This window comes from Amycolatopsis sp. lyj-108 (assembly GCF_046549005.1).
Classification (GTDB): Bacteria; Actinomycetota; Actinomycetes; order Mycobacteriales; family Pseudonocardiaceae; genus Amycolatopsis.
Map to the genome: position 1 here is coordinate 672574 of NZ_JAJPWQ010000004.1, position 24080 is coordinate 696653.

Below are 24080 nucleotides of genomic sequence, written 5' to 3' on the forward strand. Positions count from 1 at the left end.
CCTCAGAACGGCAGGGAATCGGGTCGTGGCTCGTGTAGCGGCGGCGGTGTGCTGGTGTGGGTCTGCCCGGTGGGTGTGGTGACGGTGAGGCTGCCGTCGGGGTCGAGGCGATAGATCCAGCCGGGTTCGTCCTTCAGCCGGTGGTCACGACGGCAGTAGGTGACCAGATCGGCCACGTTCGTTTCGCCCTGGAACTGCCAGGGGATCGCATGGTCGAGTTCGCAGGTGTGGGCGGCCCGGTCGCAGCCGGGTCTTCGGCACTCGCGATCCCGCACTCGGACGAACTCGGCGGTCGCCGCGTCGGGGCGATATCGCGTTCTGCCCAGGTCTTGGACTTGGCCGCTGAGCGGATCGGTGATGATGCGCCGGAGGACGGTGTCCGGTCCGGTGGCGATGTGACGGCCCAGCCCGGCCGGGATATAGCCGTGTCCGGCCATCTTCACGGGGTCGTCGTTCAAGCCCAGGTACGTGGTGAGGTCCATGTACAGGAACACCTCGGCGCGCTCGGAGACGCCACCCTGTCCACCGAGGAGCAGGTCGAGCGCGATATCAGCCCGGAGCTGGTCCATTGTCCGCGTATCCCCCTGGTTGCGAAGCGCTCGCGCTTCCCGGTGGATTCGTTGGTACGCCGCGGTGACCTTCTCGACCGGGCCGTCCACCACCTCGATCGACGCGACTCCGGCCTCGCCTTGCGCCATGGACAGGCGGCGGCCTTCCCTGCGCTCGGCCGTCCGTCTTTCGGCACCGGTTCGGTCGGCCCTCGTCGCCGCGTAGCTCGCGGCCTTCCTGACCTGATCACTGTTCTTGTCCGGTAACCGCGACTCCAGTGCCGCATCGGCCGCCAGGGAGTCCTCGTCGGACAACCATGCCGTCGCTTCGGCCACCTTCTGCGCGGCGAACCCGCTTACCTTTCCGCGGTCCATCAACGACAACGTCCGCGGCAGCCGCGACGTCAACGCCACCCCGGTCGCCACGAGAGAACCGGCGAAAGCGTCCACAAGAGACAGTTCCAGTGCCACTTCCTGCACCACACTCCGCACGCCGCCGCGCACCTTGCTCAACCGCGACAGCGCCCGATACCGCAGCGCCTCGATGCGTGCCAGCGCGACACCGGCTTGCTTCGCGACCAGCAGAGAATCCTTGTCGTCCAACGAATCGACTAACGCATTGATCTCCTCCAAACGTTCGGGATCGGCGATTTCCTCGAGAACGGCCTTGAGTTCGGCCCCAGTGGTAGCCACGGAACGAACCTACAACCGGCCACCGACAAAAACTGGAGCGAGCCTCAGTGCGCCAGACTGAGGCGCCGTTCCCGATGCGCTGTCATGTACACCGGCGTGTTCACGACCCCGTACCCGCGATACCCGCCGATCCTTTGCACCACCTCGAAAAACACCCGCGAGCCGACCAGTTCTGTGCAGAAGTGCAGGAATTCGCCGGACGCGTCCCGGTCATACAGCACCGAGTTTTCGCGCAGTGCCGACGAAAACGGGAGATCGAACCGCGCATCGAGGTCGTCGTAGTAGTTCCCGGGGATCGAAAGCAGTGGCGCACCCGCCTCCCGCATCGCCCGCGCGACGGCGATGGCATCGTCGCAAGCGAGAGCGATGTGTTGTGGCGACGGCACTCCCGGCGCCCACTCCCCTCGCCGCACCAGTGCGCTGTCCAACGTCAGGCGGACGTTCTGATCTCCGACCGCACGGCTGCGCACGAGCCCGAACGGCGCCGCGAACTCCGAGACCGGTTCCGGCCGGAGGCCCAGCACCGAACGGTAGAACAGCGTCGCCTCGTCGAAGTGATCGAAGGGCTGGGTCAAGGCGATGTGGTCGATGCCGGTGATCCCCAGCCCGGACGGCGAGGTCCTGGAAGAAACGAAGTCGCGCAGCCATTCTTCGTTGCCACAGAAGAAGATCTCGGTCCCGTCCGGCGCGGCGACGGCGGACAGGTCCGCCTCGTCCGGGCCGTGTTCGCGGGGCAGGACCGGCGCGAGCAACGTCTCCGCGCGCAGCGCCGATCCGGCCGGGTTCGCGCTGGTCAGGCCGAGGGCACTGATCGCACCTTCCTCGGTCGCTTCGTTCACCAGCAAGCGCGCCGATCCCTGCTGCCACAACTGGACCGGCTTCGTGCGGTGGGTTCCGACGTGGGTGAAGCCGAGTTCCGCCAGCACCGTTCCCGAAACGGCCAGCTCCGCGAAGGCGTGCCCATCCAGTCGCGGAGCCTCGGGAATCTCAAGGGTGCCAACGGATTCACGCAACGCCACCAGTGATCGCATGGCGTCTACAGCCGCGGGTCGCGGGTCCGCCTGCCGGAACACATCGTTGAACACCTCCAGCGAAAGCGGCCCTCGATAACCCGCCGCCAGGACGTGACCGGTGAACGTGGCCAGGTCGAACGCGCCTTGCCCAGGGAAGAGCCGGTGATGCCTGCTCCAGTGCAGCACGTCCATGTCCAACATCGGCGCGTCGGCCAGCTGCAGGAAGAAGATCTTCTCCCCCGGAATGGTCCGGATCGCGCGGGGATCGCTGCGCCGCGAAAGGATGTGGAAGCTGTCGAGGCAGACCCCCAAGGCCGCGTGGTCGGCCCGCCGGACGATCCGCCACGCGTGCTCGTACGTGTTCACGAACCGGCCCCACGCAAGGGCTTCGTAGGCGACACGGATTCCGCGCGACGCGGCCAGCGAAGCCAATTCATACAACTGCGAGGCGGCGAGATCGTCGTCGTCGACGGCGTCGGGCGAGACCGACGAACAGACCAGGACGGTGTCCACTCCGAGTTCGGCCATGAGGTCGAACTTCCGGCGTGCCCGGCGAAGGTTCGACCGGAGCACGTCCGGCGGCACCGCCTCGAAATCACGGAAAGGCTGGTAGAGATCGATCGTGAGGCCGAGGTCGGCGCAGAGCCGCCGGATCTCCGAGGGCGACCTCCGTGACGCGATCAGGTCGTTCTCGAAGATCTCGACCCCGTCGAAGCCGGCCGCGGCGGCCGCGGCGAGTTTGTCCTCGAGCGTGCCCGACAGGCAGACGGTCGCGATGGCGGTGTCACCGGGCATGGGCGGGTTTCCCTTCCAGCGCTTCGAAATGACGGATCATCCGGTCAGCGTCCGGCTCCGCGCCGGTGAAGAGACGGAACGAGTCCGCCGCCTGGAAGACCACCATCCCGCCGCCGTGCAGCGTCCGGCATCCGCGCTCCCGCGCCTGTTTCAGCAGCGTGGTCTCCAGCGGCCGGTACACGATGTCGGCCACCCACATCCCGGGCCGCAGCGACTCGGCGGGAACCGGCGATCCCGGATACGCGGCCATCCCGGTCGGGGTGGCGTGGACGAGGCCGTCGGTGGTCCGAACGTCTTCGAGCGAGCCGGAAAGAGCGCGGTCGTCACCGAACCGCTTTCGCAGTCCGGCCACCAGGGTCCCGGCGCGCGCGGAGTCGACGTCGTGGACGATCAGCCGTCCGGTTCCCAGCGAAAGCAGGGCATGGGCCACGGCGGCGCCCGCCCCGCCCGCGCCGAGGAGGACGACCGTGTCCATGTCGGCGTCGGGCAGTCCTTGGATGAGGTTGCGGGCGAAACCGGTCGCGTCCGTGTTGTACCCGGTCGCCACCCCTTCGCGGAACACCACCGTGTTCACCGCGCCGAGTGCCGCCGCGTCGGGCGCGATCTCGTCGAGGTACGGCAGCACCTGTTGTTTCACCGGATGGGTGATGTTGAGGCCGTCGAAGCCCGCGGTCCGCGCGGCGGCCAGCACCTCACCGATCGGCATCCTCAGCACGTCGAGGTCGAGCCGCCGGTAGAGATAGCGCAGCCCGAGTTCGTCGGCTTCCCGTTCGTGCAACGCCGGGCTCAGTGACGGCCCGATGCCGGTGCCGACCAGGCCGATGAGGTAGCTGGTCACCAAGATCCTCCATGGATGCCGAGCAGAGTTAATGTACGAACTAGTGAGTTCACTGTAGCGCGGACCGGCCGACGCGAGAAGGGCTGCGCTAGAGTGGGGCCTCCACCAGCGGTTCGGAGGGAGTCAGGTGGCCGCACCGTCGTCCGAGGTCGAGCGCCAGCGCGACAAGGAACGCACCCGCGCCGAAATCCTCGCGGTGGCCACCAGAGAGTTCGCCGACAAGGGTTATGCCGGCGCCAGAGTGGACGAGATCGCCGATCGTACGAGCACCACGAAGCGGATGATCTACTACTACTTCGGCGGCAAGGAGCAGCTCTACGTCGCCGCGCTCGAGCGGGCGTACGCGACCATCCGTGCCCTCGAACAGGATCTGGACGTCGACCACCTCGAACCCGAGGACGCGATCCGTCAGCTCGCCGAGCTCACCTTCGACCACCACGAAGCGAACCCGGACTTCATCCGGCTCGTGAGCATCGAGAACATCCATCACGGCGAGCACATCGCGCGGTCCGAAGCCTTGTCGGGTATGGCGAATCCGGCCCTCGACGTGCTCACCCGCATCCTCGACCGCGGCCGGGAAGCAGGCCGGTTCCGCGACGACGTCGACGCGCTCGACGTGCACATGGTGATCAGCTCGTTCTGCGTGTTCCGCCTCGCGAACCGGCACACCTTCTCCGCGATCTTCGGCCGCGACATGCTCGACCCCGCGCGCCGCGCCCACTATCGCCTGATGCTGGGCGACCTGGTGATCGAGTACCTGACGGCCTGAAATCCCCGCTCTTGACAACCGGGGCACCGTCTCGCACGCTGTATTAACTAACTAGATCGTACATTGCTGGATCGTACATTGGAGCGTCGACGTGGCCTCTCCCCCTCCTGTCACGCAAGGCATGCCCCGCAAGGCCGCACTGGCGGCCTGGATCGGCAGCGCACTGGAGTACTACGACTTCTTCATCTACGGAACCGCCGCCGCGCTGGTGTTCAACAAGGTCTTCTTCCCGGCCTCCTCCCCCGCCACCGGAACACTGCTGGCGCTGGCGACCTTCGGCGTCGGCTACCTGGCCCGCCCGGTCGGCGCGTTCGTGCTCGGGCACGTCGGCGACCGCCTCGGCCGCAAGAAGGTCCTGGTGTTCACGCTGTTGCTGATGGGCGCCACGACATTCCTCGTCGGCTGCCTGCCGACCTACGCCTCCATCGGCGTGCTCGCCCCGATCCTGCTGGTGGTTCTCCGCCTGCTGCAAGGACTTTCGGCCGCCGGCGAACAGGCGGGCGCCAACTCGATGTCGATGGAGCACGCGCCTGCCCACCGGCGCGGCTACTACACGAGCTTCACCCTCAGCGGCACCCAGGCCGGCCAGATCCTCGCCACCGCGGTCTTCCTGCCGATCGCCGCGCTCCCCCAGGAACAGTTGCTCACCTGGGGCTGGCGGATCCCGTTCTGGTGCAGTGCCGTCGTGGTGGTGGCCGGCTTCGTGATCCGCCGCAAGATCGACGAGACCCCGGTGTTCGAACAGAACCGCTCCGACGTCGCCAAACTGCCGGTCGCCGTCCTCTTCCGGACACACTGGAAGGACGTGCTCCGCGTCGTCGCCGCGGCCACCATCGCCTCCGTCAGCACGATCTTCACCGTCTACGCGCTGAGCTACGCGGTCAACACGGTCGGGCTCGAACGCGGGCCGATACTGTGGGTCGGCGTACTGGCCAATGTCGTCGCACTGCTCGCGATCCCTTTCCTGGCAGGGCTTTCCGATCGGATCGGCCGCAAACCGGTGTTCATCGCGGGCTGTCTCGCCTGCGCCGTGCTGATCTTCCCGTACCTGTGGTCCATTTCGGACGGTTCGTATCCGCTGATCTTCGCGCTCGGCATCCTGCTGTTCGGTGTCGCCTACAGTGCTGTCAACGGGGTGTGGCCGTCGTTCTACGGCGAGATGTTCAGCGCGAAGGTCCGCCTTTCGGGGATGGCGATCGGCACCCAGATCGGGTTCGCCATCGCCGGGTTCGCCCCCAGCGTGGTGGCCGCGATCGGCTCGGGGAAGGAAGACTGGCTCGGCGTCGCCATCTTCACCGCCGCCGTCTGCCTGCTCAGTGCCACGGCGGCGCTCACCGCCCGCGAGACGCACCGCGTTCCGACCGAAGACCTCGGCGCGGCGCACGTTCGGTGGGTGAAAGAGCCCGCTTCCGCGACGCGTGGCGGATGAAATCCGGCGGCCGGGGCGGCCATCATCGGTGGCGGATCCTCCCGCCGAGTCAGGAGTACGACTGATGACCTACGCGTACGACCCCGAAATCGCCCCGGCCGTCCCGCTGTTGCCCAAACTGGACCTCACCGATCTGCCCGCCACCCGGGAACAGCTGAAGGCGGTGCTCGCGGAGCGGCAGGGAGTGGTGGACGAAACGGGTGTCGGCATCCGCGAGGAACGAGTACCCGGCCCCGAAGGCGCGCCGGACGTCCGGGTGCGGATCTACACGCCGGACCGGATCGCCGCGCCCGCCGCGATCTTCGACGTCCACGGGGGCGGGTTCGTCATCGGTGACCTGGAGATCGATCACGCGGCCAACGTGCGTTTCGGCAGGGAAATCGGCGTCGTCGTGGTGTCGGTCGACTACCGGCTCGCGCCGGAAGCGCCGTATCCGGCGGCTCTCGAAGACTGCTACGCGGCGCTCACCTGGGTCGCGAAGAACGCGGCCGAACTCGGCGTCGACCCCGGCCGGATCGCGATCCACGGCATCAGCGCGGGCGGCGGGTTGTGCGCGGCGCTCGCCCTGCTCGCCCGTGACCGGGGTGGCCCGGCGATCGCTTTCCAGTACCTCGGGGTGCCGGAGGTGGACGACCGGTTGGACACGCCGAGCATGCGGGCGTTCGTCGACACTCCACAGTGGAACAAGCCGAGGGCCGAGATCAGCTGGGACTGCTATCTCGGCAAGGGTGTTCGCGGCGGCGTGGACGTCCCCGTCCACGCGGCGCCCGCCAGGGCGGTGGACCTGAGCGGCCTGCCGCCCGCCTACGTCTCGGTGATGGAGTTCGACCCGTTGCGCGACGAGGGGATCGCCTACGCCCAGGCTCTTCTCGCCTCCGGCGTCACCACCGAACTGCACCTGTTCCCGGGAACGTTCCACGGCTCGTCCTCGGTGGAGCACGCCGCGGTGAGCAAACGCGAGGTCGCCGAAGCGATCACCGTGCTCGCAAGGGCACTAGAGGTCTAGCCGCGTTGCGCGAGGCGGCGGGCGAGCAAGGCGAGACGCGCGCGGAAGCGGTCGCCCGGCTCGTCCAGCCGCCAGCCCAGCGCGTCTTCGACGTGGGCCAGCCGGGCCGCCACCGAACTGTGGTGACGGTGCAGCGCGACCGCCGCCTGCCGCAGCGATCCCGTGCGGCAGAACGCTTCCAGTGCCGCGACGTCGGCGGCCCCGGTCGGCGTCGCGGCGAGGGCGTCCAGTGCGAGGACGTCGGCCTGTCCCTGTAACCGTGCCACCGGTACCTCGGCGAGCAGGGTGAGTGAGCCCAGGTCGCCGTGCACCACGATCGGCTCGGCGGCGGGGACGGCGAAGCGTTCCGCCAGCCTCGCCTGCAACCACGAGCGACGCGCTTCGAGTCCCGGCACGGCGTCACCGACGCCGACTCGCACTCCGCCGATGGCGTCGCGTTCCCTCGCCCGGTCGGCGAGCGCGGAACGCAGCGCACCCACGATCGCGTCGTCGTCGCGGGGTTGCAGCAGTACGGCGGCGACTTCCCCCACCGTCGCCACAGGCAGCCTGGGCAGCGAACCGCCTCGCGCCAGCAGCCCGACGGCGGCCGCACCGGGATCGCGGCCGTCCTCGGTACCGACGGCCAGTACCCGCACCGGTCGTCCGGCGGCCAGGCCGAGCAGCCGGAGCGCCCTGGCCCGGTCCTCCTCCCCCGCCTGCTCGCCCAGCAGCAATTCGACGAGCGCGGGATCCGCCAGATGCGGCGCGTTTCCACCGGGTTCGGCGCGGCCGAGGACGCGGGCCGCCATGGCGAACCGCTCCAGCACGAGGTCGTCGAGCGGCCCCGGCGAACCGGCCCGCTCCAGCCAGACCTTCCCCGGCGGCTCACCGAGGTCGGCCGACGCGGGCTCTGTCACCGCATCGGCGGCGGGCTCGCCGTCCGGGGTGAACCGCAGTGGCGACGGGACGCCTTCACGGCGCAGCCCGGCCACGCAGCCCGCGAGCGCCGCGGTGGCGCGCACCAGATCGGAGAGGCGGGCCCGCCTGGCCACGAGTTCATCGAAATAGGCGATGACCCGGACCGCGGCTTCCGCGTCGGCGTCCACCTCGGACAGCCGCAAGAGCAGACCCTTCATCGCTCCAGGCTAGCCGCTCAGAACCCCGGCCAGCCTCGTCGCAGGAAGACGAAAGCGGCGTCCAGTGCCGCGGCGGGATCCGGCTCGGCACCGGCGAGGTCCGGGACCTCCAGGACATAGCGGGCCAGCAGCCGCACGGAGAAATCGTCCTGGCCGGCCGCTTCGGCGATGACCTTCGTGAGCGCGTCCTCGCAGCCTGTCCACAAAGTCCTGGCGTAGGCGCGCAATGCCGGGGTGTCGATCACCAGATCCGCGACCCGGCGCGCCAGTGGCCCGGGATCCGGATCGAACGGGCCGCGAGTCGCGAGGAAGTCCCGCAAGGCTTCCAGGATCGAGACGCCCTCGGCGCGTTCCCGCACGGCGGTGGCGAGTGCCGCCTCGCGTTCCTGCCCGTGGCCGAGGACCAGCGCCTCCTTGCCGCCGGGGAAGTGCGCGAACAGCGTGGACACCGCCGTGTCCGCGCTGTCCGCGATCTCCGCGACGGTGACGTTGTCGAAACCCCGTTCCAGGAACAGTTCTCGCGCCGCCTCCGACAGGGCCTGGCGGGTCGCCGCCTTCTTGCGTTCACGCCTGCCCGGCTCGGTCGGTCCCATGCGATCACCTTACATCGAAGTCACTCCGAAATCGTACCGAGTGTATCTTCGGAATGACTTCGACTTCGAGGAGCACGTCATGAGTGACTGGGACGTCCACCACCTGCCCCGAGCCGACGGCAAGACCTTCCTGGTCACCGGCGGCAACGCGGGGATCGGCTACTTCGTCGCCGAACAGCTCGCCTGCTCCGGGGCCGCCGTGCTCCTCGGCAGCCGTGACGCCACCAAGGCCGACGCAGCGATGGCCTCGATCCGGTCCCGGGTCCCGGACGCGAGACTCGGGCACCTGCGGCTCGACCTTTCCGATCTTTCGTCCATCAAGTCCTCTGTGGACACCATGGAGATCGAGCGGCTGGACGCCGTCGTCTGCAACGCGGGCGTCCTCCTGGAGGACCAGCCGAGGCAGGAGACCGCCGATGGCCTCGAACTGACCTTCGCCACCAACCATCTCGGCCATTTCATGCTGGTGCATCGGCTGATGCCCTTGCTCGAAGCGGCGGAGGCCGGCCGCGTCGTCACCACGGGCAGTTTCGTGGGCAAGTCCGCGGAACTCGATCTGGACGATCTCCAGAGCAAGCACGACTACCAGCCCAAACGCACCTATGCGCGCTCGAAGCAGGCACAGATGCTGTTCGCCTTCGAACTCGACAGGCGGCTGCGCGCGGAAGGCAGCACGGTGCTGAGCGTCGTCGACCATCCCGGCGGCGCGCTCGACTCGCTGACCCCGCCCAGGCCGGTGCACGCGTCGCCGGGCGGGCGGAAGTTCCCGGCCGGACTTCTTTTGCAGGGCAAGGAAGCCGGTGCCTGGCCCGCCGTCCGCGCCGTTCTCGATCCCGCCGTGCGCGGCGGCGAGATGTTCGGCCCCCGGGTGTTCGGCCTGCGCGGTGAACCCCGGCGGGAACCGGTACGTGGCAGGCTGGCCGACACCGCGCTCGCCGCCCGGTTGTGGGCGGCGAGCGCGGAGCTCATTCGGTGACGTCGGCGGCTTCCGGTTCGGACCGGCGGGACCGCAGGCCCAGCACCAGGTCGATCACCAGGAACGCCAGCAGACTGAGGCCGAACAACGGCACGAACCAGCCGATCGCGGCGGCGAGGACGAGAAGACCAGCCACGAAGACGGGCGGGGCCTTTCGCCACTGCCCGCGCGGGATGGGCCGCCCGAAGGTCAGTCCGGTGGCCCGGGCCGGCCTGCGCCGCCACCACATCCGGTAGCCGAGCACGACCAGCGTGACCAGCCCGGCGCCGAGCAGGAGCAGCAAGATCTGGTTGGGCCAGCCGAACAGCACGCCCATATGCGCGTCGATCCCCCATCGGGCGAGCTTCGCCATCAGCGGGTAGTCGTCGAACCGCACCTCGCCGAGGATCTGCCCGGTGGTCCCGTCGACCGCGACGGCGTCGACCTGCGTCGGCCAGCCGCGCTCGACTTCCGCCACCTGCCAAGGACCGCCGGGTTCGGTGGGCAGTCCGATCTCCACCGAGGGCGCGTCGATCCCGGCGGCGCGGGCCGAAGCGAGCATCGCGTCCACGCTCTCGGGTTTCGCGGCGGGTGCTTCGCCGTGACCCGAGTGCCCGGTGTGCCCGGCGTGTTCGTCGGCGCCGGTCACCTTCAACGCGGGCGTGGCCCAGCCGAGGGATTCACGCAGCGCCGAGACGTTCTCGCCCGCGTACGCCGACCATGTCAGCCCTGTCGCGGAAAGGAACAGCGCGCCGAGCAGCACCCACAAGCCGACAGATCCGTGACGGCGCACCGACTTCCCGCGGACGGACTCGGCCTTCTCGTTCCGGCGGGCGCGGCGGCGGCTCACCCACAGCACGAGACCGCCCAGCGCGACCACCCACAACCAGGACGCGGCCAGTTCGCTGTACAGCCGTCCCGGCTCGCCGAGCAGCAGGTTGCGGTGCAACTGGTCGAGCGTGGTCCGGAACGGCAAGGCACCGCTCGAGCCGTACGCGACGAGATCCCCGCGCACCTGCGCGGTGGCGGGGTCGACGAAGATCGCGCGCCGTTCGGATTCGCCGAGCCCGTCTTGGGCGAAGAGCACTCGGGTCGTGTCTCCCGGTTCGGGAGCGGGACGGACGGCGACCAGATCACCGCCGGGGTTGGCCGCCTGAGCCGCTTTGACCTGGTCGGCGAGTGAGACCTGGTTCAGCCCGACGGGTGCCCGGAGCTGATCGGCGTAGATCCAGGACTCCATCTGCGGCGTCGCCGCGTACAGAACGCCGGTGAGGGCGGCGATGAGGACGAACGGGCCGACGAGGACACCGGCGTAGAAGTGGAGACGGAGGAACAGTCCGCGCCAGCCGGACGTGCGGGGTGGACTCGTGGTCGGATCGGTTTGCGTTGCCATGGGGGAACTCCTGAGGCGTCGGTGGGGAGGCGTGCGCCTTCGCCGCGCGCCGGAATGGTCACGGCACGCGGGCAGAGCCCTGCCGGGGCATGGGTCTCGGCAGGGTTTCGGGGATCAGGCGAACAACACCGGCGGACCGCGCCGCGAAAGCACGTCCCGCAGGAGCGCCTCGGTCGCGGGGAACTCCACCGCGAGCGGGACGTGGATCCGCAGCGGCGCCGTCGCCGGCCGCGGGGTCAGGCGGCGCGGGAGGACCGAAGCGATCAGCGCCGTGAGCGCGAACAGGACGCGCTCGGCGCCCGCGAGCACCATGGCCACCACCAGGGTCGCGGCGGCGTGCCCGGCCGCCATGGCCAGGCCGTTGCCCGGGGTTTCGGCGTGATGGGAGTGCGACTGCCAGGTCAGGAAGGTCAGGCAGGCGTGCATCGCCACCTGCCCGCCCACGACCAGGCAGAGGATGGCGAGCGGACCGCGCCGACGGCCCGCGAACGCGTACGCCACCCAGCTCAGCAGGGCGACGAGCAGCACGACCACGCCGAGGTCGGGGACTCGCCCGCTGGTCCCGACGTGGGCACCGGTCGCCAAAGTGCCGGTCAGGACCCCCACGGCCCCGCCGCGGAGGCGCCGGGCCGGGCCTCGGGTCGGGGTCGGCGTGCGCACGGAGGCAGAGTAGAGCGCGACCAGGCCCGCTGTCTCTCCTTGCTATCGTCACCCGGTGTTCCGCAGCCTGTCGTTCGTCCGGCTCTGGACCGGGAACACCGCCTCCGGACTGGCGACGTGGGCTCTGCCGTTCATCCTCGGACTGGCCGTGCTGCAGCGGTCGCTTTCGGCCGTGGACCTCGGCATCGTGCTGGCCGCGCGGACCGCCGGATTCCTCGTGGCGGTCCCGGTGGCCGGGGTACTCGCCGACCGGTATTCACGGCGCGGGGTCGTGCTCTGGGCCGGGCTCATCGCGGGTCTCGCCACTCCCCTGATCGCGGCCGGTATGGGCCGGTCCGTCCTGCTGATGGCCGTCGCGGCCGCCGTCGTCGGCGTCGGTCAGGGCGCTTGCCGCCCGGCGTTCCAGGCGCTGACCGCGGAAGTGATCGCCGAGGACCGGCGTCAGCAGGCCAACGCCGCGATGACGCTCGCCGTCCGGGTCACGACCTTGGTCGCGCCGGGGCTCACCGCACTGCTCTCCCAGTTCGCCTCGACGTCGGCGCTGGTGATCGGGACCGCGGTGCTGTGGCTGGGTGCGGCGCTGATCCCGCCGCGAGGCACGTTCGCGCCCGCCCCGGCCAAGACGAAGGTCCGCTTCTTCGGCGAGTTCGCCGACGGCCTCCGCGAAGCTCGACGTCATCCGTGGTTCCTCGCCGGGCTCGGCGCGCTGACCGCCGTGATCGCGACCGGCTATTCCGCCACCGGTGTCGTGCTGCCGCTGGTCAGCCGCGACCGCTATGACACCGAAGCCGTCCTGGCCGCCGGGCTCACCGCGTACACGATCGGCGCGCTCGCGGGCGCCGTCGTCATCGCGCGCTGGCGCCCCAGGCGGCAGGGCTGGGCGGCGCTGATCGGGCTCGGCTGCTACGGCTTCGCGCCACTGAGCCTGCTGTTCCCGGTGCATCCGGCCTTCGTCGTGGCCGCCTACACCGTCGCCGGACTGGGCATCGAACTGTTCAACGTCCCGTGGTTCACCGCGACCCAGCGGGAGGTCGAGCCGGGCAAGCTCGCCCGGGTGTCCTCTTTGGACTTCCTGTTCTCCTACGGCCTGGCGCCCGCCGGGCTGGCCCTCATCGCGCCCGCGATCGACCGGTTCGGAGCGGCGCCCGTCTTGGCGGCCTGCGCGGTCGTCTGCTTCGCCGCTCCGGCGGCCGCCGCGCTCGTTCCCTCTTCGCGCGACTTCAGGGTCACCGCACCGATCAAGAATGTCTAGGTTTTGCGCTCGCTTGCGGTAAAGTTTCAGCCATGACGCGTCGTCTTGCCGAAGTCGCCCGCAAGGTCGGGGTCAGTGAAGCCACGGTCAGCCGGGTACTCAACGGCCGTTCCGGGGTCTCCGCCGGCACCCGGGCCGCCGTCCTCACCGCGCTGGACGTGATGGGCTACGAACGGCCCACCCAGCTGCGCGGTGATCGCGCCCGCCTGGTCGGGCTGGTCCTTCCCGAACTGCAGAATCCCATCTTCCCCGCGTTGGCCGAGATCATGGGCAACGCACTGGCCCAGCAGGGTTTCACCCCGGTGCTGTGCACCCGGACCGCGGGCGGCGTCTCCGAAGCGGAGTACGTCGAACTGCTTCTGCAGCAGCAGGTTTCGGGTGTCGTGTTCGCAGGCGGGCTCTACGCCCAGTCCGACGCGGTGCACTCCCACTACCACCATCTCGCCGAACGCCGCCTGCCGACGGTGCTGATCAACGCCGCCGTCGAGCATCTCGGACTGCCGCAGATCTCGTGCGACGACGCGGTCGCCGTCGAGCAGGTCGTCGGGCATCTGAGCTCGCTCGGGCACGAGAAGATCGGCCTCGTCCTCGGCCCGAGCGACCACGTGCCGTCCCAGCGCAAACTCGAGGCATTCCGCGCCTACGCGGGGAAACTCGGGCTCCCCGTCCTGGACGAACTCGTCGAACACGGCATGTTCTCCATCGAAGGCGGGCACGCGGCCGCGGCCCGGCTGTACCCGCGCGGCGCGACGGCGGTGCTGTGCGCGAGCGACCTGCTGGCCCTGGGCGCGATCCGCGCCGCCCGGCGGCAGGGGCTGTCGGTCCCGGAAGACATCTCGGTGGTCGGTTACGACGATTCGGCACTGATGAACTGCACCGACCCGCCGCTGACCACGACCCGCCAGCCGATCGAGGCGATGGGCCGCGCCGTGGTGGAACTGCTGGTCAAGCGCATAAACGGTGGCGAGGTCGCGGCCGAGGAGCTGCTTTTCGCCCCCGAACTCGTCGTCCGGGGTTCCACCGCCCGCCGCAACTAGTCACCTACTTGCGGGGTCGATGAGCCCCTCCAGTCTCAAGTACATGAAGGCCCCCTGCACTGCGCCTAGCGCCGTGAAGGGGGCCTTCATGTATTCAAGGCGCCCTGCACACACCGACTGTCGAAAAGTTGCAAGTTCTCATCCAGTTATTGCGTTAATCCGGGGCTTCGTTTTAGAGTGACCGCAATCACGTGACAGCCGTCGCGATCCCGAGATGAGGCTTGAAGATGAGCAGCACTTGGTCCCCCACCGTGCGCCGCCGGATGTTCTGCCTGCTCCTTGCGGGCGGACTGACCCTGGGCGTGGCCGCCTGCGGATCCGGCTCCGGTGAAACCACCGGGGCCGGGGGCAAGGTCAAGATCACCGTCACCGGCCAGCCCCCGACCAGCCAGCCGTTCGAACGCGGCGTCTTCGACGCCGACGTCAAGGAGTTCGAGGAGACCCACCCGGACATAGACATCGAGCCGCACGAAGGGTTCATGGACCCGAAGACGTTCTCCGCCAAACTCGCCGGCGGGCAGCTCGAAGACGTCTACTACGTCTACTTCACCGACCCGGCGCAGATCATCGCGCGCCGTCAGGCCGCCGACATCACCGAAGCGGCCAAGGGACTGAAGAACTTCGGCGACATCAAGCCGGAGTTGCTGGACAACTTCCGGGGCGCCGACGGCAAGCTCTACGGCCTGCCGACGATGAACTACAGCATGGGCCTGGTCTACAGCCGTCCGCTGTTCCAGAAGGCCGGGCTCGACCCGAACAAGCCGCCGCAGACCTGGGACGAGGTCCGCGAAGCGGCGAAGAAGATCGCCGCGCTGGGCAACGGCACCGTCGGATACGCCGACTACAGCAAGAACAACCAGGGCGGCTGGCACCTCACCGGCTGGCTCTACTCCATGGGCAGCGAGGTCGCGCGCAAGGAGGGCGACAAGTGGGTCGCCGCCTTCAACAACGACAAGGCCAAGGCCGCGCTGAACCAGCTGCGCGCCATGCGGTGGGACGACGACTCCATGGGCGCCAAGCAGTTGCTGGAAGCACAGGACGTGCAGCGCATGATGGGCGCGGGCCAGCTCGGCATGTACATGGCCGCGCCGGACAACGTCCCGGTACTGGTCAAGCAGTTCAACGGCAAGTACGAGGACTACGGCGTCGCCGGGATGCCGGGCGGGCAGGGCACGCTGCTCGGCGGCGAAGGCTACATGCTCAACCCCAAGGCCTCCCCGGAGAAGATCAAGGCCGGCCTGGAATGGGTCCGCTGGAAGTACCTCAACCCGGATCGGTTCGAGAAGCACGTCCAGCAGTACGTAGACGGCAAGCAGCCGGTCGGGCTGCCCGCCGAGCCGACCCCTGACGTCTGGCAGGGCGCCGTCCGCGACCAGCAGCTCGCGATCAAAGCCAAGCACGCCAACGTCCCCGCCGAAAACTATCAGTCCTATGTGGACGCCAGTTCGCGGATCAAGGGCAGTATCGAACCGCCGAACGCGCAGCAGGTCTACGCCGTCCTCGACAGTGTGATGCAGGCGGTGCTCACCGATCGGAACGCGAATATCGATCAGCAGCTGTCGTCGGCGGAGTCGAAGGTCAACAGTGTCCTCGCCCAAGTCAAGTAGCGTCCTCGACTGGCCCGCGACATCGTCGTCGCGGGCCGGTCGGCCGGTCGCGTCCGCGGCCGAACGCCGGCGGAACCGGTTGCGCCGCAAGCTGAAGGAGAACCTCACCGCGTACGGGCTGCTGTGCGCCGCGCTCGTGGTGTTCGCGCTGTTCTCCTGGTATCCGATCGTGCGCGGGGTGCTGCTGAGCTTCCAGCAGGTGGACTTCGTCAACCCGCCGACGTGGGTCGGCTTCGACAACTTCACCCGCCTGTTCGAAGATCCACTGTTCGGCGTCGCCTGGCGCAACACACTGCTGTTCACCGGGCTCGCGCTGGTCTTCGGTTTCGTGGTGCCGTTCCTGACCGCGGTGCTGCTCAACGAACTGCGGCACGCCAAGGCGTTCTTCCGGCTCGCGGTCTATCTGCCGGTGATGCTGCCGCCGGTGGTCACCGCGCTGATGTGGAAGTGGTTCTACGACCCGGGTTCCGGTCTGTTCAACTCCGCGCTCGGCGCCGTCGGCCTGCCGGGCGGCCAATGGCTCGACTCGAGTGACACATCGATGCTGTCGCTGGTGTTCGTCTCCACGTGGGCGAACATGGGCAGCACGACGCTGATCTACCTCGCCGCGCTCGGCACGATCCCCGGCGAGCTCTACGAAGCCGCGGAGCTCGACGGCGCTGGGCTGTGGAAGCGCCTGGTCCACGTCACGTTGCCGCAGACCAGGTTCGTGCTGCTGGTGCTCCTGTTGCTGCAGGTCGTCGCGACCATGCAGGTGTTCACCGAGCCGTACGTGATGACCGGCGGCGGGCCGGACGACTCCACCGTCACCGTGCTCCTTCTGCTGTACCGCTATGCCTTCGTCTACAACGACTTCGGCTCGGCCAGCGCGTTGAGCCTGTTGCTGTTCGTCGCGCTCGGGGTGTTCTCCGCGTTGTACGTGCGCCTGACCCGGAAGGCGGATCAGTCATGAGGACGCTCGTCTCCCCCAGCACGCTTCGCAGCCCCGGCGGCAAGATCGGCTACGCGGTCATCTTCGGCTGCACCCTGCTTCTGTTCGTCATCGCGTTCCTGTTCCCGCTGTACTGGGTCGTGACGGGGGCGATGAAGTCGCCACAGGAGCTGGCTCAGACACCGGCGACGCTCGTCCCGACCGAATGGCATCCGGAGACCTTCGCCGACGCGTGGGATCAGCTGAGTCTCGGCAAGTACTTCCTCAACACGATCATCGTCGCCGGGGGCGCCTGGCTGGCCCAGCTGGCCATCGACGTCCCCGCGGCGTTCGCGTTGTCGAAGCTGCGGCCGAAATTCGGCAACGTCGTACTGGGACTCATGCTCGCGACGTTGATGCTTCCGGCCGCGGCGCTGCTGGTGCCGACCTACGTGACGATCACCGATCTGCCGTTGCTGCACATCAACCTGATCAACTCGCCGGCGGCGATCTGGCTGCCCGCCGCCGCGAACGCGTTCAACATCTATCTGCTGAAACGGTTCTTCGACCAGATCCCGGACGAGCTGATCGAGGCCGCGCGGCTCGACGGCGCCGGTCCGGTGCGCACGCTGTGGCGCATCATCCTGCCGATCTCCCGGCCGATCCTGGCCGTGGTGTCGATCCTCGCGGTGGTGGCCGCGTGGAAGGACTTCATCTGGCCGCTGCTGGTGTTCCCGGACACCGAAAAGCAGACGCTGTCGGTGATGCTGCAACGAGTGGCCATCGACATGCCGCTGAACGTGCTCGTCGCGGGCATGGTGCTGGCCAGCCTGCCGATGGTGGCGCTGTTCCTGGCGTTCCAACGGCACATCCTCGCCGGGCTCACCGCAGGCAGCGTCAAAGGCTGAATTCTTCGCCGCATTCGGGATATCCACGAACGACTGAGGAGGGCACTTCCGTGACCGCATTGGGGCAGACCGCCGGATGGTGGCGGAGCGCGGCGATCTACCAGGTCTACATCCGCAGTTTCGCCGACGGGAACGGCGACGGCGTCGGCGATCTCGCCGGCGTCCGCGCGCGGCTGGACTACCTGGCCGAACTGGGGATCGACGCGATCTGGTTCACCCCGTGGTATCCGTCGCCGATGGACGACGGCGGCTACGACGTCGCCGATTTCCGGGACATCGACCCGCTCTTCGGCACCCTCGCCGAAGCGGAGGACCTGATCGCCGCGGCCCACGCCAAGGGGATCCGCGTGATCATCGACATCGTGCCGAACCACTGCTCCGACGAGCATCGCTGGTTCCAGGAAGCACTCGCGGCGGAGCCGGGATCGCCGGAGCGGCAACGGTTCTGGTTCCGGCCGGGTCGCGGGCCGGACGGCGCCGAGCCGCCGAACAACTGGAAGTCGCGCTTCGGCGGCTCCGCGTGGACACGGGTCCCGGACGGCGAGTGGTATCTGCACCTGTACAGCTCGCGCCAGCCGGACTTCAACTGGGACAACCAGGACATCCGCCAGGATTTCGAGGACGTGCTGCGGTTCTGGTTCGACCGCGGGGTCGACGGCTTCCGCATCGACGTCGCCGACGGGCTGGTGAAGGACCCGCGACTGCCCGACGTCGATCCCGGTGACGAGACGCCGTTCTCCGATCAGGAGGGGCTGCACGAGATCTACCGGTCGTGGCGCAAGATCGCCGACAGCTACCCCGGCGACCGGGTGCTGGTCGGCGAGATGTGGCTGCCGGACATGTCGCGTGCCGCGCGGTACCTCCGCCGCGACGAACTGCACGCGGCGTTCAACTTCGATTTCCTGGTGTGCCCGTGGGATTCCGCGCGGTTCCGGGACGTCGTCCAGCGGACGCTGGTGGCACACGAGGAGGTCGACGCGCCCGCGGCCTGGGTGCTGTCGAACCACGACGTCACCCGGCATGTGACCCGGTACGGCCGCGACGGCGACACGGGTTTCGCGTTCGCCGACCGGCTGCACGGCACGCCGGTGGACCGCGAGCTCGGCACCCGCCGGGCGCGCGCGGCGGCGTTGCTGACCATGGCGCTGCCGGGCGGTCTGTACGTGTACCAGGGGGAAGAGCTCGGCCTTTGGGAGGTCGAGGACATCCCGGACGGACTCCGCCAGGATCCGGTGTGGACCCGCACTAACGGCGCCGACCCCGGCCGTGACGGATGTCGTGTCCCGATCCCCTGGTCCGGCGACGCACCGCCGTTCGGCTTCGGCACCGGCGGGACGTGGCTGCCCCAGCCCGCGGAATGGCGCTCCAGTACGGCGGAGGCGCAGGCGGCCGACGCCGCGTCGATGCTCGCGCTCTACCGCGCCGGCCTGCGCCTGCGGGACGAACTCCCCGCGCTCGGCCCCGGCGAACTGGAGTGGCTGGAACTGGGCGAAGGTGTACTCGCGTTCACCCGGGAACCGGGGTTCACCTTCGTGCTGAACTTCTCGGACTCGCCGGTGCCGCTGCCGTCGCATCGCGAAGTGCTCATGGCCAGTGGACCGGTCGCCGGTGAACTCCCGACGGACACAGCGGTGTGGCTGCGCACCTGATCACCGGCCGGTCGTGACCCGGCTGATCCGGCCGCGCATCCGTGCGCGGCCGGACGGGTCACGCCACCGGAGGTGCCTGTCGAGCACCTCACGGAGCACGCCACCGATGACGAGGCCGCGCGGGGCGGTCTCGACACAGGGGTGGCCGTGAAGCCAGTCGAACAGCTCCGACGACCGTCCTCCCGGCAGCACCGACCGGAGGAGGTCTTCGGTGGTGTGGTCCGCTTGCGCGCATACGTACAACGCCCACCGGTGCGCTTCCGTCGGCGGATCACCGGCGAGATGGGCGTAAACCGTGTCCACCACATAGCGTGCCGCGTCCGGCCGCGGTGATCTGCTGACCTCGGCGGCCAGGGAGAGCGCGAACGGGTTGCCCGCCGCGAAGTCCACAATGGACTTCCGGAGGACCGGGTCGACATCTCGTGCTTCGAGGAGCGCCGCGGACTCGGTTTCACTCAGGGCGTCGAGCTTCCGGATCCTGACCTTCCCCGACCACGACGGGTCCACCAGCACCGTGGCGTCCGGGCCACTCCGGCCCGCGATCACCACCGTGGCATTTGCAGGCAGGCCACGGAAGACGCCCGTAACATCGTCGGGCTCGTCCACCAGCCTCACGGGTTTGCCCATGGCGGCCGCGTCTTCGGCGAACTTCCGCAACAGGCTCGACTTCCCGATCCCGGGAGCGCCGGTGAGGAACATCAGCTCGGCCCCGTCCGGATCTCTCGCGAGCAACCGCCGGAATTCGGCGCGTTCGCGCTCCCGCCCGACGAACAGCGAGTCCGGTTCACGAAGCGCCGGGGCCTGCTCGTCCTCCGCGTGCAGTACCTTCTCGTGCAGCGCCCGCAGTTTCGGCCCCGGCCGGACGCCGAGTTCCTCGTCGAACAGGTCGTGGACCGACCGGTAGAGTTCGAGCGCCTCGGCCCGGCGACCGCCGCGATGGAGTGCGAGCAGGTAGATCTCGTACAGCGGTTCTTCGAGGCGGTTCCGTTCGATCAGCGCGGGTACCTCGGCCATCACCTCGTCGTGCTCCCCGAGTTCCAGGCGCAGCCGCAGCAGGTCTTGGGTGGCGGTGAGTTTCAGCCGCTCCAGCCGCGAGCGTTCCTGTTCGGCCGCTTCGCCGGGAACGCCGGCCAGCGCCGTTCCGGTCCACAGAGCGAGCGCGCGCTCCAGGAGTTTCGCGGCCGTCTCCACGGTGTGCGTCTGTCGCGCGCTCTCGATCAACCTGGCGAATTCGACGGCATCCACGTCGAAGGAGTCCGGGTCCAGCCGGTAGCCACCGGAGCGCGAGATGATCGCCGATCCCAGTCCCTGCAACGCGAGAAGCCGCCGGAGGCGGGAGATGTAGGTCCGGATGACGGCCTCGCCGGTGGCGGGTGCCCGCTCGCCCCAGAGCCCGTCGATCAGCTCGCCGGTCCGGACGAAGCTGCCCGCGTTGGCGATCAGCGACATCAGGACAGCTTGCTGCTGCGGTGAGCCGAGGTCCAGGCGCGTGCCGCCGCTGGTGAAGCCGGGCGGGCCGAGCACGGTGAAGCGGTACCGGACTTCCTGCGGCAGGTAGGACATGAGCGGGAAGGTAAGTCGCCACGGCCGGGCGCGGCGAGCGTCGGGCGACGTCGTCGGCGTACGTCGTCCGCGGATGACGTACAGGAATGACGTCGTCCGACGGTCGCCGCGGTCACGACCGGATTCCTACGGTGGTTGCATGTCTGAAACCACTTACACCGCCGTCGCCACTTCGACCGCGGAAGGCCGCAACGGTGGCCGCGCGACCTCCGATGACGGCGTGCTCGACGTCGGCCTCGCCGTGCCGAAGGCCTTCGGCGGCTCCGGCGACGGCACGAACCCCGAGCAGCTGTTCGCCGCGGGCTGGGCGTCGTGCTTCGTCGGCGCCGTCCGCCGTGTCGCCGGCGTCAAGAAGGTGCCGCTGAACGACCTCGCGGTCGTCGCCGAGGTGACGCTGCACCACGACACCGACGCCGGTGAGTTCCATCTGAGCGCCGCGCTGCACCTGGAGGCCTCCGGCATCGACCAGGCCACCGCCGACGAACTGGTCCAGGGCGCGCACCAGGTGTGCCCGTATTCCAAGGCGACGCGGGGGAACATCGAGGTCACGTTGGACGCGACCATGGCGTGAGGTGCGGGGTCTCGCGAGTGGCAGGACACGGTCACGCCGCCTTTTGCCTTACCTCTTCAACCGTCTTCAGCCACTCACGAGTCCCAACGCTCCCTTGAGTTCCGCTCGCGAGCTCACCCCGAGCTTCGGGAAGATCCGGTGCAGATGCGTACCGACCGTCCGGTGGGACAGGTAGAGCCGCTGCCCGATCTCCCGGTTCGTCAGGCCCTCCGCGGCCAGTTGCACGATGCTCAGCTCGTGTGGGGTCAGTTTCTCGCGCGCGTCAGGGCCCCGGTGCGGGCTGGACTCTCCCGCACTCCGCAGTTCCCGGCGCGCGCGTTCGGCCCACGCGGTCATGCCGAGCGCGTCGAACGTCTCCCGCGCCGTGCGCAGATGCGACCGCGAGTCCACGGCTCGCCGTTGCCGTCGCAGCCATTCGCCGTAGGCCAGGTGCAGCCGGCCGCGTTCGGCGGGCCATCCGTCCAGCTCCGCCCGCAACGCGGTCTCGAACAGTTCGTCGCTCGGTACGAGTACGGCACGGGCGTAACGCAATCCGATGTGCAAGGCGGGCGCCGGGGTCACCAGTGCCAGCTGCTCCATCTCCGCGACGATCTCGCGCAGAGCCTCGACCTGGCCCGCCCGGACCGCGGCCTCGGTGAGTTCCGCGACGAAGTAGACGCGCAGCGCCGGCTGGAACGCGGGATCGGCGGGATCGAACAGGCGCCCCAGGTCGGCGAAAGCGTCATCGAAGCGGCCCTCACTCGACGCCGCGATGCCCCTGGCGAGCTGCACCGTCGCCAGTACCGGCCGGGCACCGGCGGCGAGCCCGACCCGTTCGGCCTCGTCGGCCAGCGTCTTGGCCTGTTTGTGCTCACCCCGCAGCGCGGCGATCTCGGCCTGGACCGCGGTGGCGAAGCCGTACATGAACGGCTGCCCGGTCTCCTTCGCGAACTTGGCCGCTTCCGCCGCGACCGGCACGGCCGCGGCGAGGTCGCCGAGCCGGACCCTGCTCCACGCCTGGACGGCCAGTGCCCGCGGCAGCAGGCCGAGCCTGCCTTGCGCACGCAGCCCCGGCGCCGCGGCCGCGGAGAACCGGGCGGCGAGTTCGACCGCACCGACCTGTAGCGAGGCACTGCCGAGAAAGCGGTCGACCTCGGGATCGGTTCCGGTGGTGGCGGCGAGTTCGCGAAGGTCGTCGAGCACGGACGCGGCCCGTTCGAACGGGGCCACGTAGGCGGCGACGGCGACCAGACGTGGATCCGAGTTCTCGACGGGAAGATCGTCCGCGACGCGGAGCAGTGTCCGCCGGGTGTCCTCGCCGGGTTCGGACCAGAAGCAGCGCATGGCGGCACCCCACAGGACGCGCATCGCCGGGTCCGGGTCTCCCTCCGCGGCGACCGACTCGGCCAGCCGTGCCAGTTCCGCGATCCGCGAGGGGCCCTCGCGTAAGCCGTCCTCGAATCCGCTGAGCAGCCAGCTCGCCGTCGACCGTTGGCGTGGCGTGAGTTCTCCCGCGCGCGCGTCCCGGACGAGTCGTTCCGCCGTCTCGCGGCCGCCGGATTCGACGGCCAGTTCGGCCGCGCGCAGCAACCGGTCCGCCCGGCGTTCCGGATCGGCGCTCAACCGGGCCGCTTGCTCCAGCGCGGCGACGGCGGCCGTCACTCCGCCGCGGTGCCGGGCCCGGCCGGCGGCGTTCTCCAGCGCTCCGGCCACGTCCTCGTCCGCGCCGGTCGCCGCGGCCGCCCGATGCCAGGCTCGGCGGTCCGGCTGTTCGCGGAAGGTCTCCGCGAGGCTCAGGTGCGCGCGTCGCCGTTCCTCGACCGGCACCGACGCGGGGATCGCCGAGCGCATCAGCGGATGCCGGAACGAGACGGTCCGGGGTCCGAGGTCGATCAGCCGCGCCTCGGCGGCGGGTTCCAGCGCCGACGGCTCGACGTCTTCGCCCAGCAGCCTGCCCGCCGCCGCGAGCGTCCCGTCGAGCGAACCGGTCTCGTCGAGCGCGGCGACCAGCAAGGTCGTGCGGGCCGGTTCCGGCAGGGCGGTGAACCGGGCGCCGAACGTGCGCTCGAGCCGTTCGGTCAGTGGCAGCACGGGATCGGGTGCCTCTGTCACGGCCGACGGCAGCTCGGTCAGCGCCAGCGGATTCCCGGCGGCCTCGGCGAGCACCCGGGACCGGACCGGGGAGGAGAGCCCGGGGGCGACGGAGTCGAGCAGCTCTGCCGCCACGTCGCCGGGCAGGCGCTCGAGGTCCATTGAGGACAGTCCCGCCTCGCGCAACGGCGACGGCTCCCCGTCCCGGAGGGTCGCGATCAGGACGATCGGCTCCGTCTCGATCCGCCTGCCCACGAACGCGAGCGCTTCGGCGCTCTCGCGATCCATCCAGTGGACGTCCTCGGCGACGATCAGCAACGGTTTGGCCGCCGCCTCTTCCGAAAGCAGCGTCAACGCGGCGAGCCCGACCAGGTACGCGTTGGGCTCCGCCGCCTCCGCGAGCCCCAGCGCCGCCCAGAGCGCTGAGCGCTGCGGCGCGGGCAGCGTGTCCGCACCCGCCCGAACCGGATGGAGCAGCTGGTGCAGAGCGGCGTAGGCGAAGTTCCGTTCGGCCTCGACGCCGGTCGCGCGCAGCACCCGCAGGCCCCCGACCGTCGCCCCGGAGACGGCCTCCGCCACGACGGCCGACTTGCCGATCCCGGGTTCACCCTGGATGAGGACGCCTCCGCAGCCGGTGGCGGGCCCGTCGACGAGCTCGGCCAGGTCCTTCAGCTCGGTTTCCCGTCCGAAAAGCGGCATGGTGCGG

At 69.5% G+C, this 24080-nt stretch carries 20 protein-coding genes; 11 read left to right on the forward strand and 9 right to left on the reverse strand.

Going from position 1 to position 24080, the window contains the following annotated elements; translation table 11 throughout:
- Nucleotides 1-2: 2 nt before the first annotated feature.
- The 3 genes from ACLJO0_RS19155 to ACLJO0_RS19165 all read right to left on the reverse strand — a co-directional run bounded on the left by ACLJO0_RS19155 (nucleotide 3) and on the right by ACLJO0_RS19165 (nucleotide 3887).
- Nucleotides 3-1181, reverse strand: coding sequence for a DUF222 domain-containing protein (locus tag ACLJO0_RS19155; RefSeq protein WP_410579892.1), 1179 nt, complete (start codon nucleotides 1179-1181; stop codon nucleotides 3-5).
- A 104-nt stretch (nucleotides 1182-1285) separates the two neighbouring features.
- Nucleotides 1286-3049, reverse strand: a complete 1764-nt coding sequence (locus tag ACLJO0_RS19160) for a bifunctional sugar phosphate isomerase/epimerase/4-hydroxyphenylpyruvate dioxygenase family protein (RefSeq protein ID WP_410579831.1) — start codon at nucleotides 3047-3049, stop codon at nucleotides 1286-1288.
- On the reverse strand, nucleotides 3039-3887 hold the full coding sequence (locus ACLJO0_RS19165; RefSeq protein ID WP_410579832.1) for a shikimate dehydrogenase: 849 nt from the start codon (nucleotides 3885-3887) through the stop codon (nucleotides 3039-3041). The genes ACLJO0_RS19160 and ACLJO0_RS19165 overlap by 11 nt, the downstream gene beginning before the upstream one ends.
- Nucleotides 3888-4014: 127 nt before the next feature.
- Here ACLJO0_RS19165 and ACLJO0_RS19170 point away from each other — a divergent pair, with 127 nt between their 5' ends.
- From ACLJO0_RS19170 to ACLJO0_RS19180, 3 genes are all read left to right on the forward strand, one after another.
- The gene (locus ACLJO0_RS19170) at nucleotides 4015-4656 is read left to right on the forward strand and encodes a TetR/AcrR family transcriptional regulator (protein ID WP_125794412.1); all 642 of its coding nucleotides are present in this window, start codon (nucleotides 4015-4017) and stop codon (nucleotides 4654-4656) included.
- A 121-nt stretch (nucleotides 4657-4777) separates the two neighbouring features.
- Complete coding sequence (locus ACLJO0_RS19175) at nucleotides 4778-6085, forward strand: MFS transporter (RefSeq protein WP_410579833.1); 1308 nt, start codon at nucleotides 4778-4780, stop codon at nucleotides 6083-6085.
- A gap of 64 nt (nucleotides 6086-6149) precedes the next feature.
- Nucleotides 6150-7091, forward strand: a complete 942-nt coding sequence (locus ACLJO0_RS19180; protein WP_410579834.1) for an alpha/beta hydrolase — start codon at nucleotides 6150-6152, stop codon at nucleotides 7089-7091.
- Here the strand turns inward: ACLJO0_RS19180 and ACLJO0_RS19185 are convergent.
- Both ACLJO0_RS19185 and ACLJO0_RS19190 read right to left on the reverse strand, forming a co-directional pair.
- On the reverse strand, nucleotides 7088-8206 hold the full coding sequence (locus ACLJO0_RS19185) for a PucR family transcriptional regulator (protein ID WP_410579835.1): 1119 nt from the start codon (nucleotides 8204-8206) through the stop codon (nucleotides 7088-7090). The two genes, ACLJO0_RS19180 and ACLJO0_RS19185, sit on opposite strands and share 4 nt — an antisense overlap.
- Before the next feature lie 17 nt (nucleotides 8207-8223).
- Nucleotides 8224-8799 carry a TetR/AcrR family transcriptional regulator gene (locus ACLJO0_RS19190; RefSeq protein WP_410579836.1) on the reverse strand — a complete coding sequence of 192 codons (576 nt, stop codon included), beginning with the start codon at nucleotides 8797-8799 and terminating at the stop codon, nucleotides 8224-8226.
- Between the two features lie 79 nt (nucleotides 8800-8878).
- Here ACLJO0_RS19190 and ACLJO0_RS19195 point away from each other — a divergent pair, with 79 nt between their 5' ends.
- The gene (locus ACLJO0_RS19195) at nucleotides 8879-9775 is read left to right on the forward strand and encodes an SDR family NAD(P)-dependent oxidoreductase (protein WP_410579837.1); all 897 of its coding nucleotides are present in this window, start codon (nucleotides 8879-8881) and stop codon (nucleotides 9773-9775) included.
- Here ACLJO0_RS19195 and ACLJO0_RS19200 read toward each other — a convergent pair.
- Complete coding sequence (locus ACLJO0_RS19200; protein WP_410579838.1) at nucleotides 9765-11147, reverse strand: PepSY-associated TM helix domain-containing protein; 1383 nt, start codon at nucleotides 11145-11147, stop codon at nucleotides 9765-9767. The genes ACLJO0_RS19195 and ACLJO0_RS19200 overlap by 11 nt on opposite strands.
- Before the next feature lie 114 nt (nucleotides 11148-11261).
- Nucleotides 11262-11807, reverse strand: a complete 546-nt coding sequence (locus ACLJO0_RS19205; protein WP_410579839.1) for a hypothetical protein — start codon at nucleotides 11805-11807, stop codon at nucleotides 11262-11264.
- Between the two features lie 55 nt (nucleotides 11808-11862).
- On the opposite strand from ACLJO0_RS19205, the gene ACLJO0_RS19210 reads away from it, so the two are divergent.
- The 6 genes from ACLJO0_RS19210 (at nucleotide 11863) to ACLJO0_RS19235 (ending at nucleotide 19170) form a co-directional block, all read left to right on the forward strand.
- Nucleotides 11863-13059, forward strand: a complete 1197-nt coding sequence (locus ACLJO0_RS19210; protein WP_410579840.1) for an MFS transporter — start codon at nucleotides 11863-11865, stop codon at nucleotides 13057-13059.
- Between the two features lie 32 nt (nucleotides 13060-13091).
- Nucleotides 13092-14096 (forward strand): LacI family DNA-binding transcriptional regulator, encoded by a 1005-nt coding sequence (locus ACLJO0_RS19215; protein ID WP_410579841.1) that lies wholly within the window; start codon nucleotides 13092-13094, stop codon nucleotides 14094-14096.
- Nucleotides 14097-14323: 227 nt separating this feature from the next.
- Nucleotides 14324-15703, forward strand: coding sequence for an ABC transporter substrate-binding protein (locus tag ACLJO0_RS19220; protein ID WP_410579842.1), 1380 nt, complete (start codon nucleotides 14324-14326; stop codon nucleotides 15701-15703).
- Nucleotides 15681-16655: a carbohydrate ABC transporter permease gene (locus ACLJO0_RS19225; RefSeq protein WP_410579843.1), complete on the forward strand. Its 975-nt coding sequence runs from the start codon at nucleotides 15681-15683 to the stop codon at nucleotides 16653-16655. The genes ACLJO0_RS19220 and ACLJO0_RS19225 overlap by 23 nt, the downstream gene beginning before the upstream one ends.
- Complete coding sequence (locus tag ACLJO0_RS19230) at nucleotides 16652-17521, forward strand: carbohydrate ABC transporter permease (RefSeq protein WP_410579844.1); 870 nt, start codon at nucleotides 16652-16654, stop codon at nucleotides 17519-17521. The genes ACLJO0_RS19225 and ACLJO0_RS19230 overlap by 4 nt, the downstream gene beginning before the upstream one ends.
- 50 nt (nucleotides 17522-17571) lie before the next feature.
- A complete protein-coding gene (locus ACLJO0_RS19235; RefSeq protein WP_410579845.1) occupies nucleotides 17572-19170 on the forward strand; it encodes an alpha-amylase family glycosyl hydrolase in 1599 nt (532 codons plus the stop codon).
- Here the strand turns inward: ACLJO0_RS19235 and ACLJO0_RS19240 are convergent, their stop codons facing one another.
- Nucleotides 19171-20733, reverse strand: coding sequence for a BTAD domain-containing putative transcriptional regulator (locus ACLJO0_RS19240; RefSeq protein ID WP_410579846.1), 1563 nt, complete (start codon nucleotides 20731-20733; stop codon nucleotides 19171-19173).
- 139 nt (nucleotides 20734-20872) lie between these two features.
- Here ACLJO0_RS19240 and ACLJO0_RS19245 point away from each other — a divergent pair, with 139 nt between their 5' ends.
- On the forward strand, nucleotides 20873-21304 hold the full coding sequence (locus ACLJO0_RS19245; protein WP_410579847.1) for an organic hydroperoxide resistance protein: 432 nt from the start codon (nucleotides 20873-20875) through the stop codon (nucleotides 21302-21304).
- Between the two features lie 66 nt (nucleotides 21305-21370).
- Here the strand turns inward: ACLJO0_RS19245 and ACLJO0_RS19250 are convergent, their stop codons facing one another.
- On the reverse strand, nucleotides 21371-24073 hold the full coding sequence (locus ACLJO0_RS19250) for a helix-turn-helix transcriptional regulator (protein ID WP_410579848.1): 2703 nt from the start codon (nucleotides 24071-24073) through the stop codon (nucleotides 21371-21373).
- Nucleotides 24074-24080: the final 7 nt, after the last annotated feature.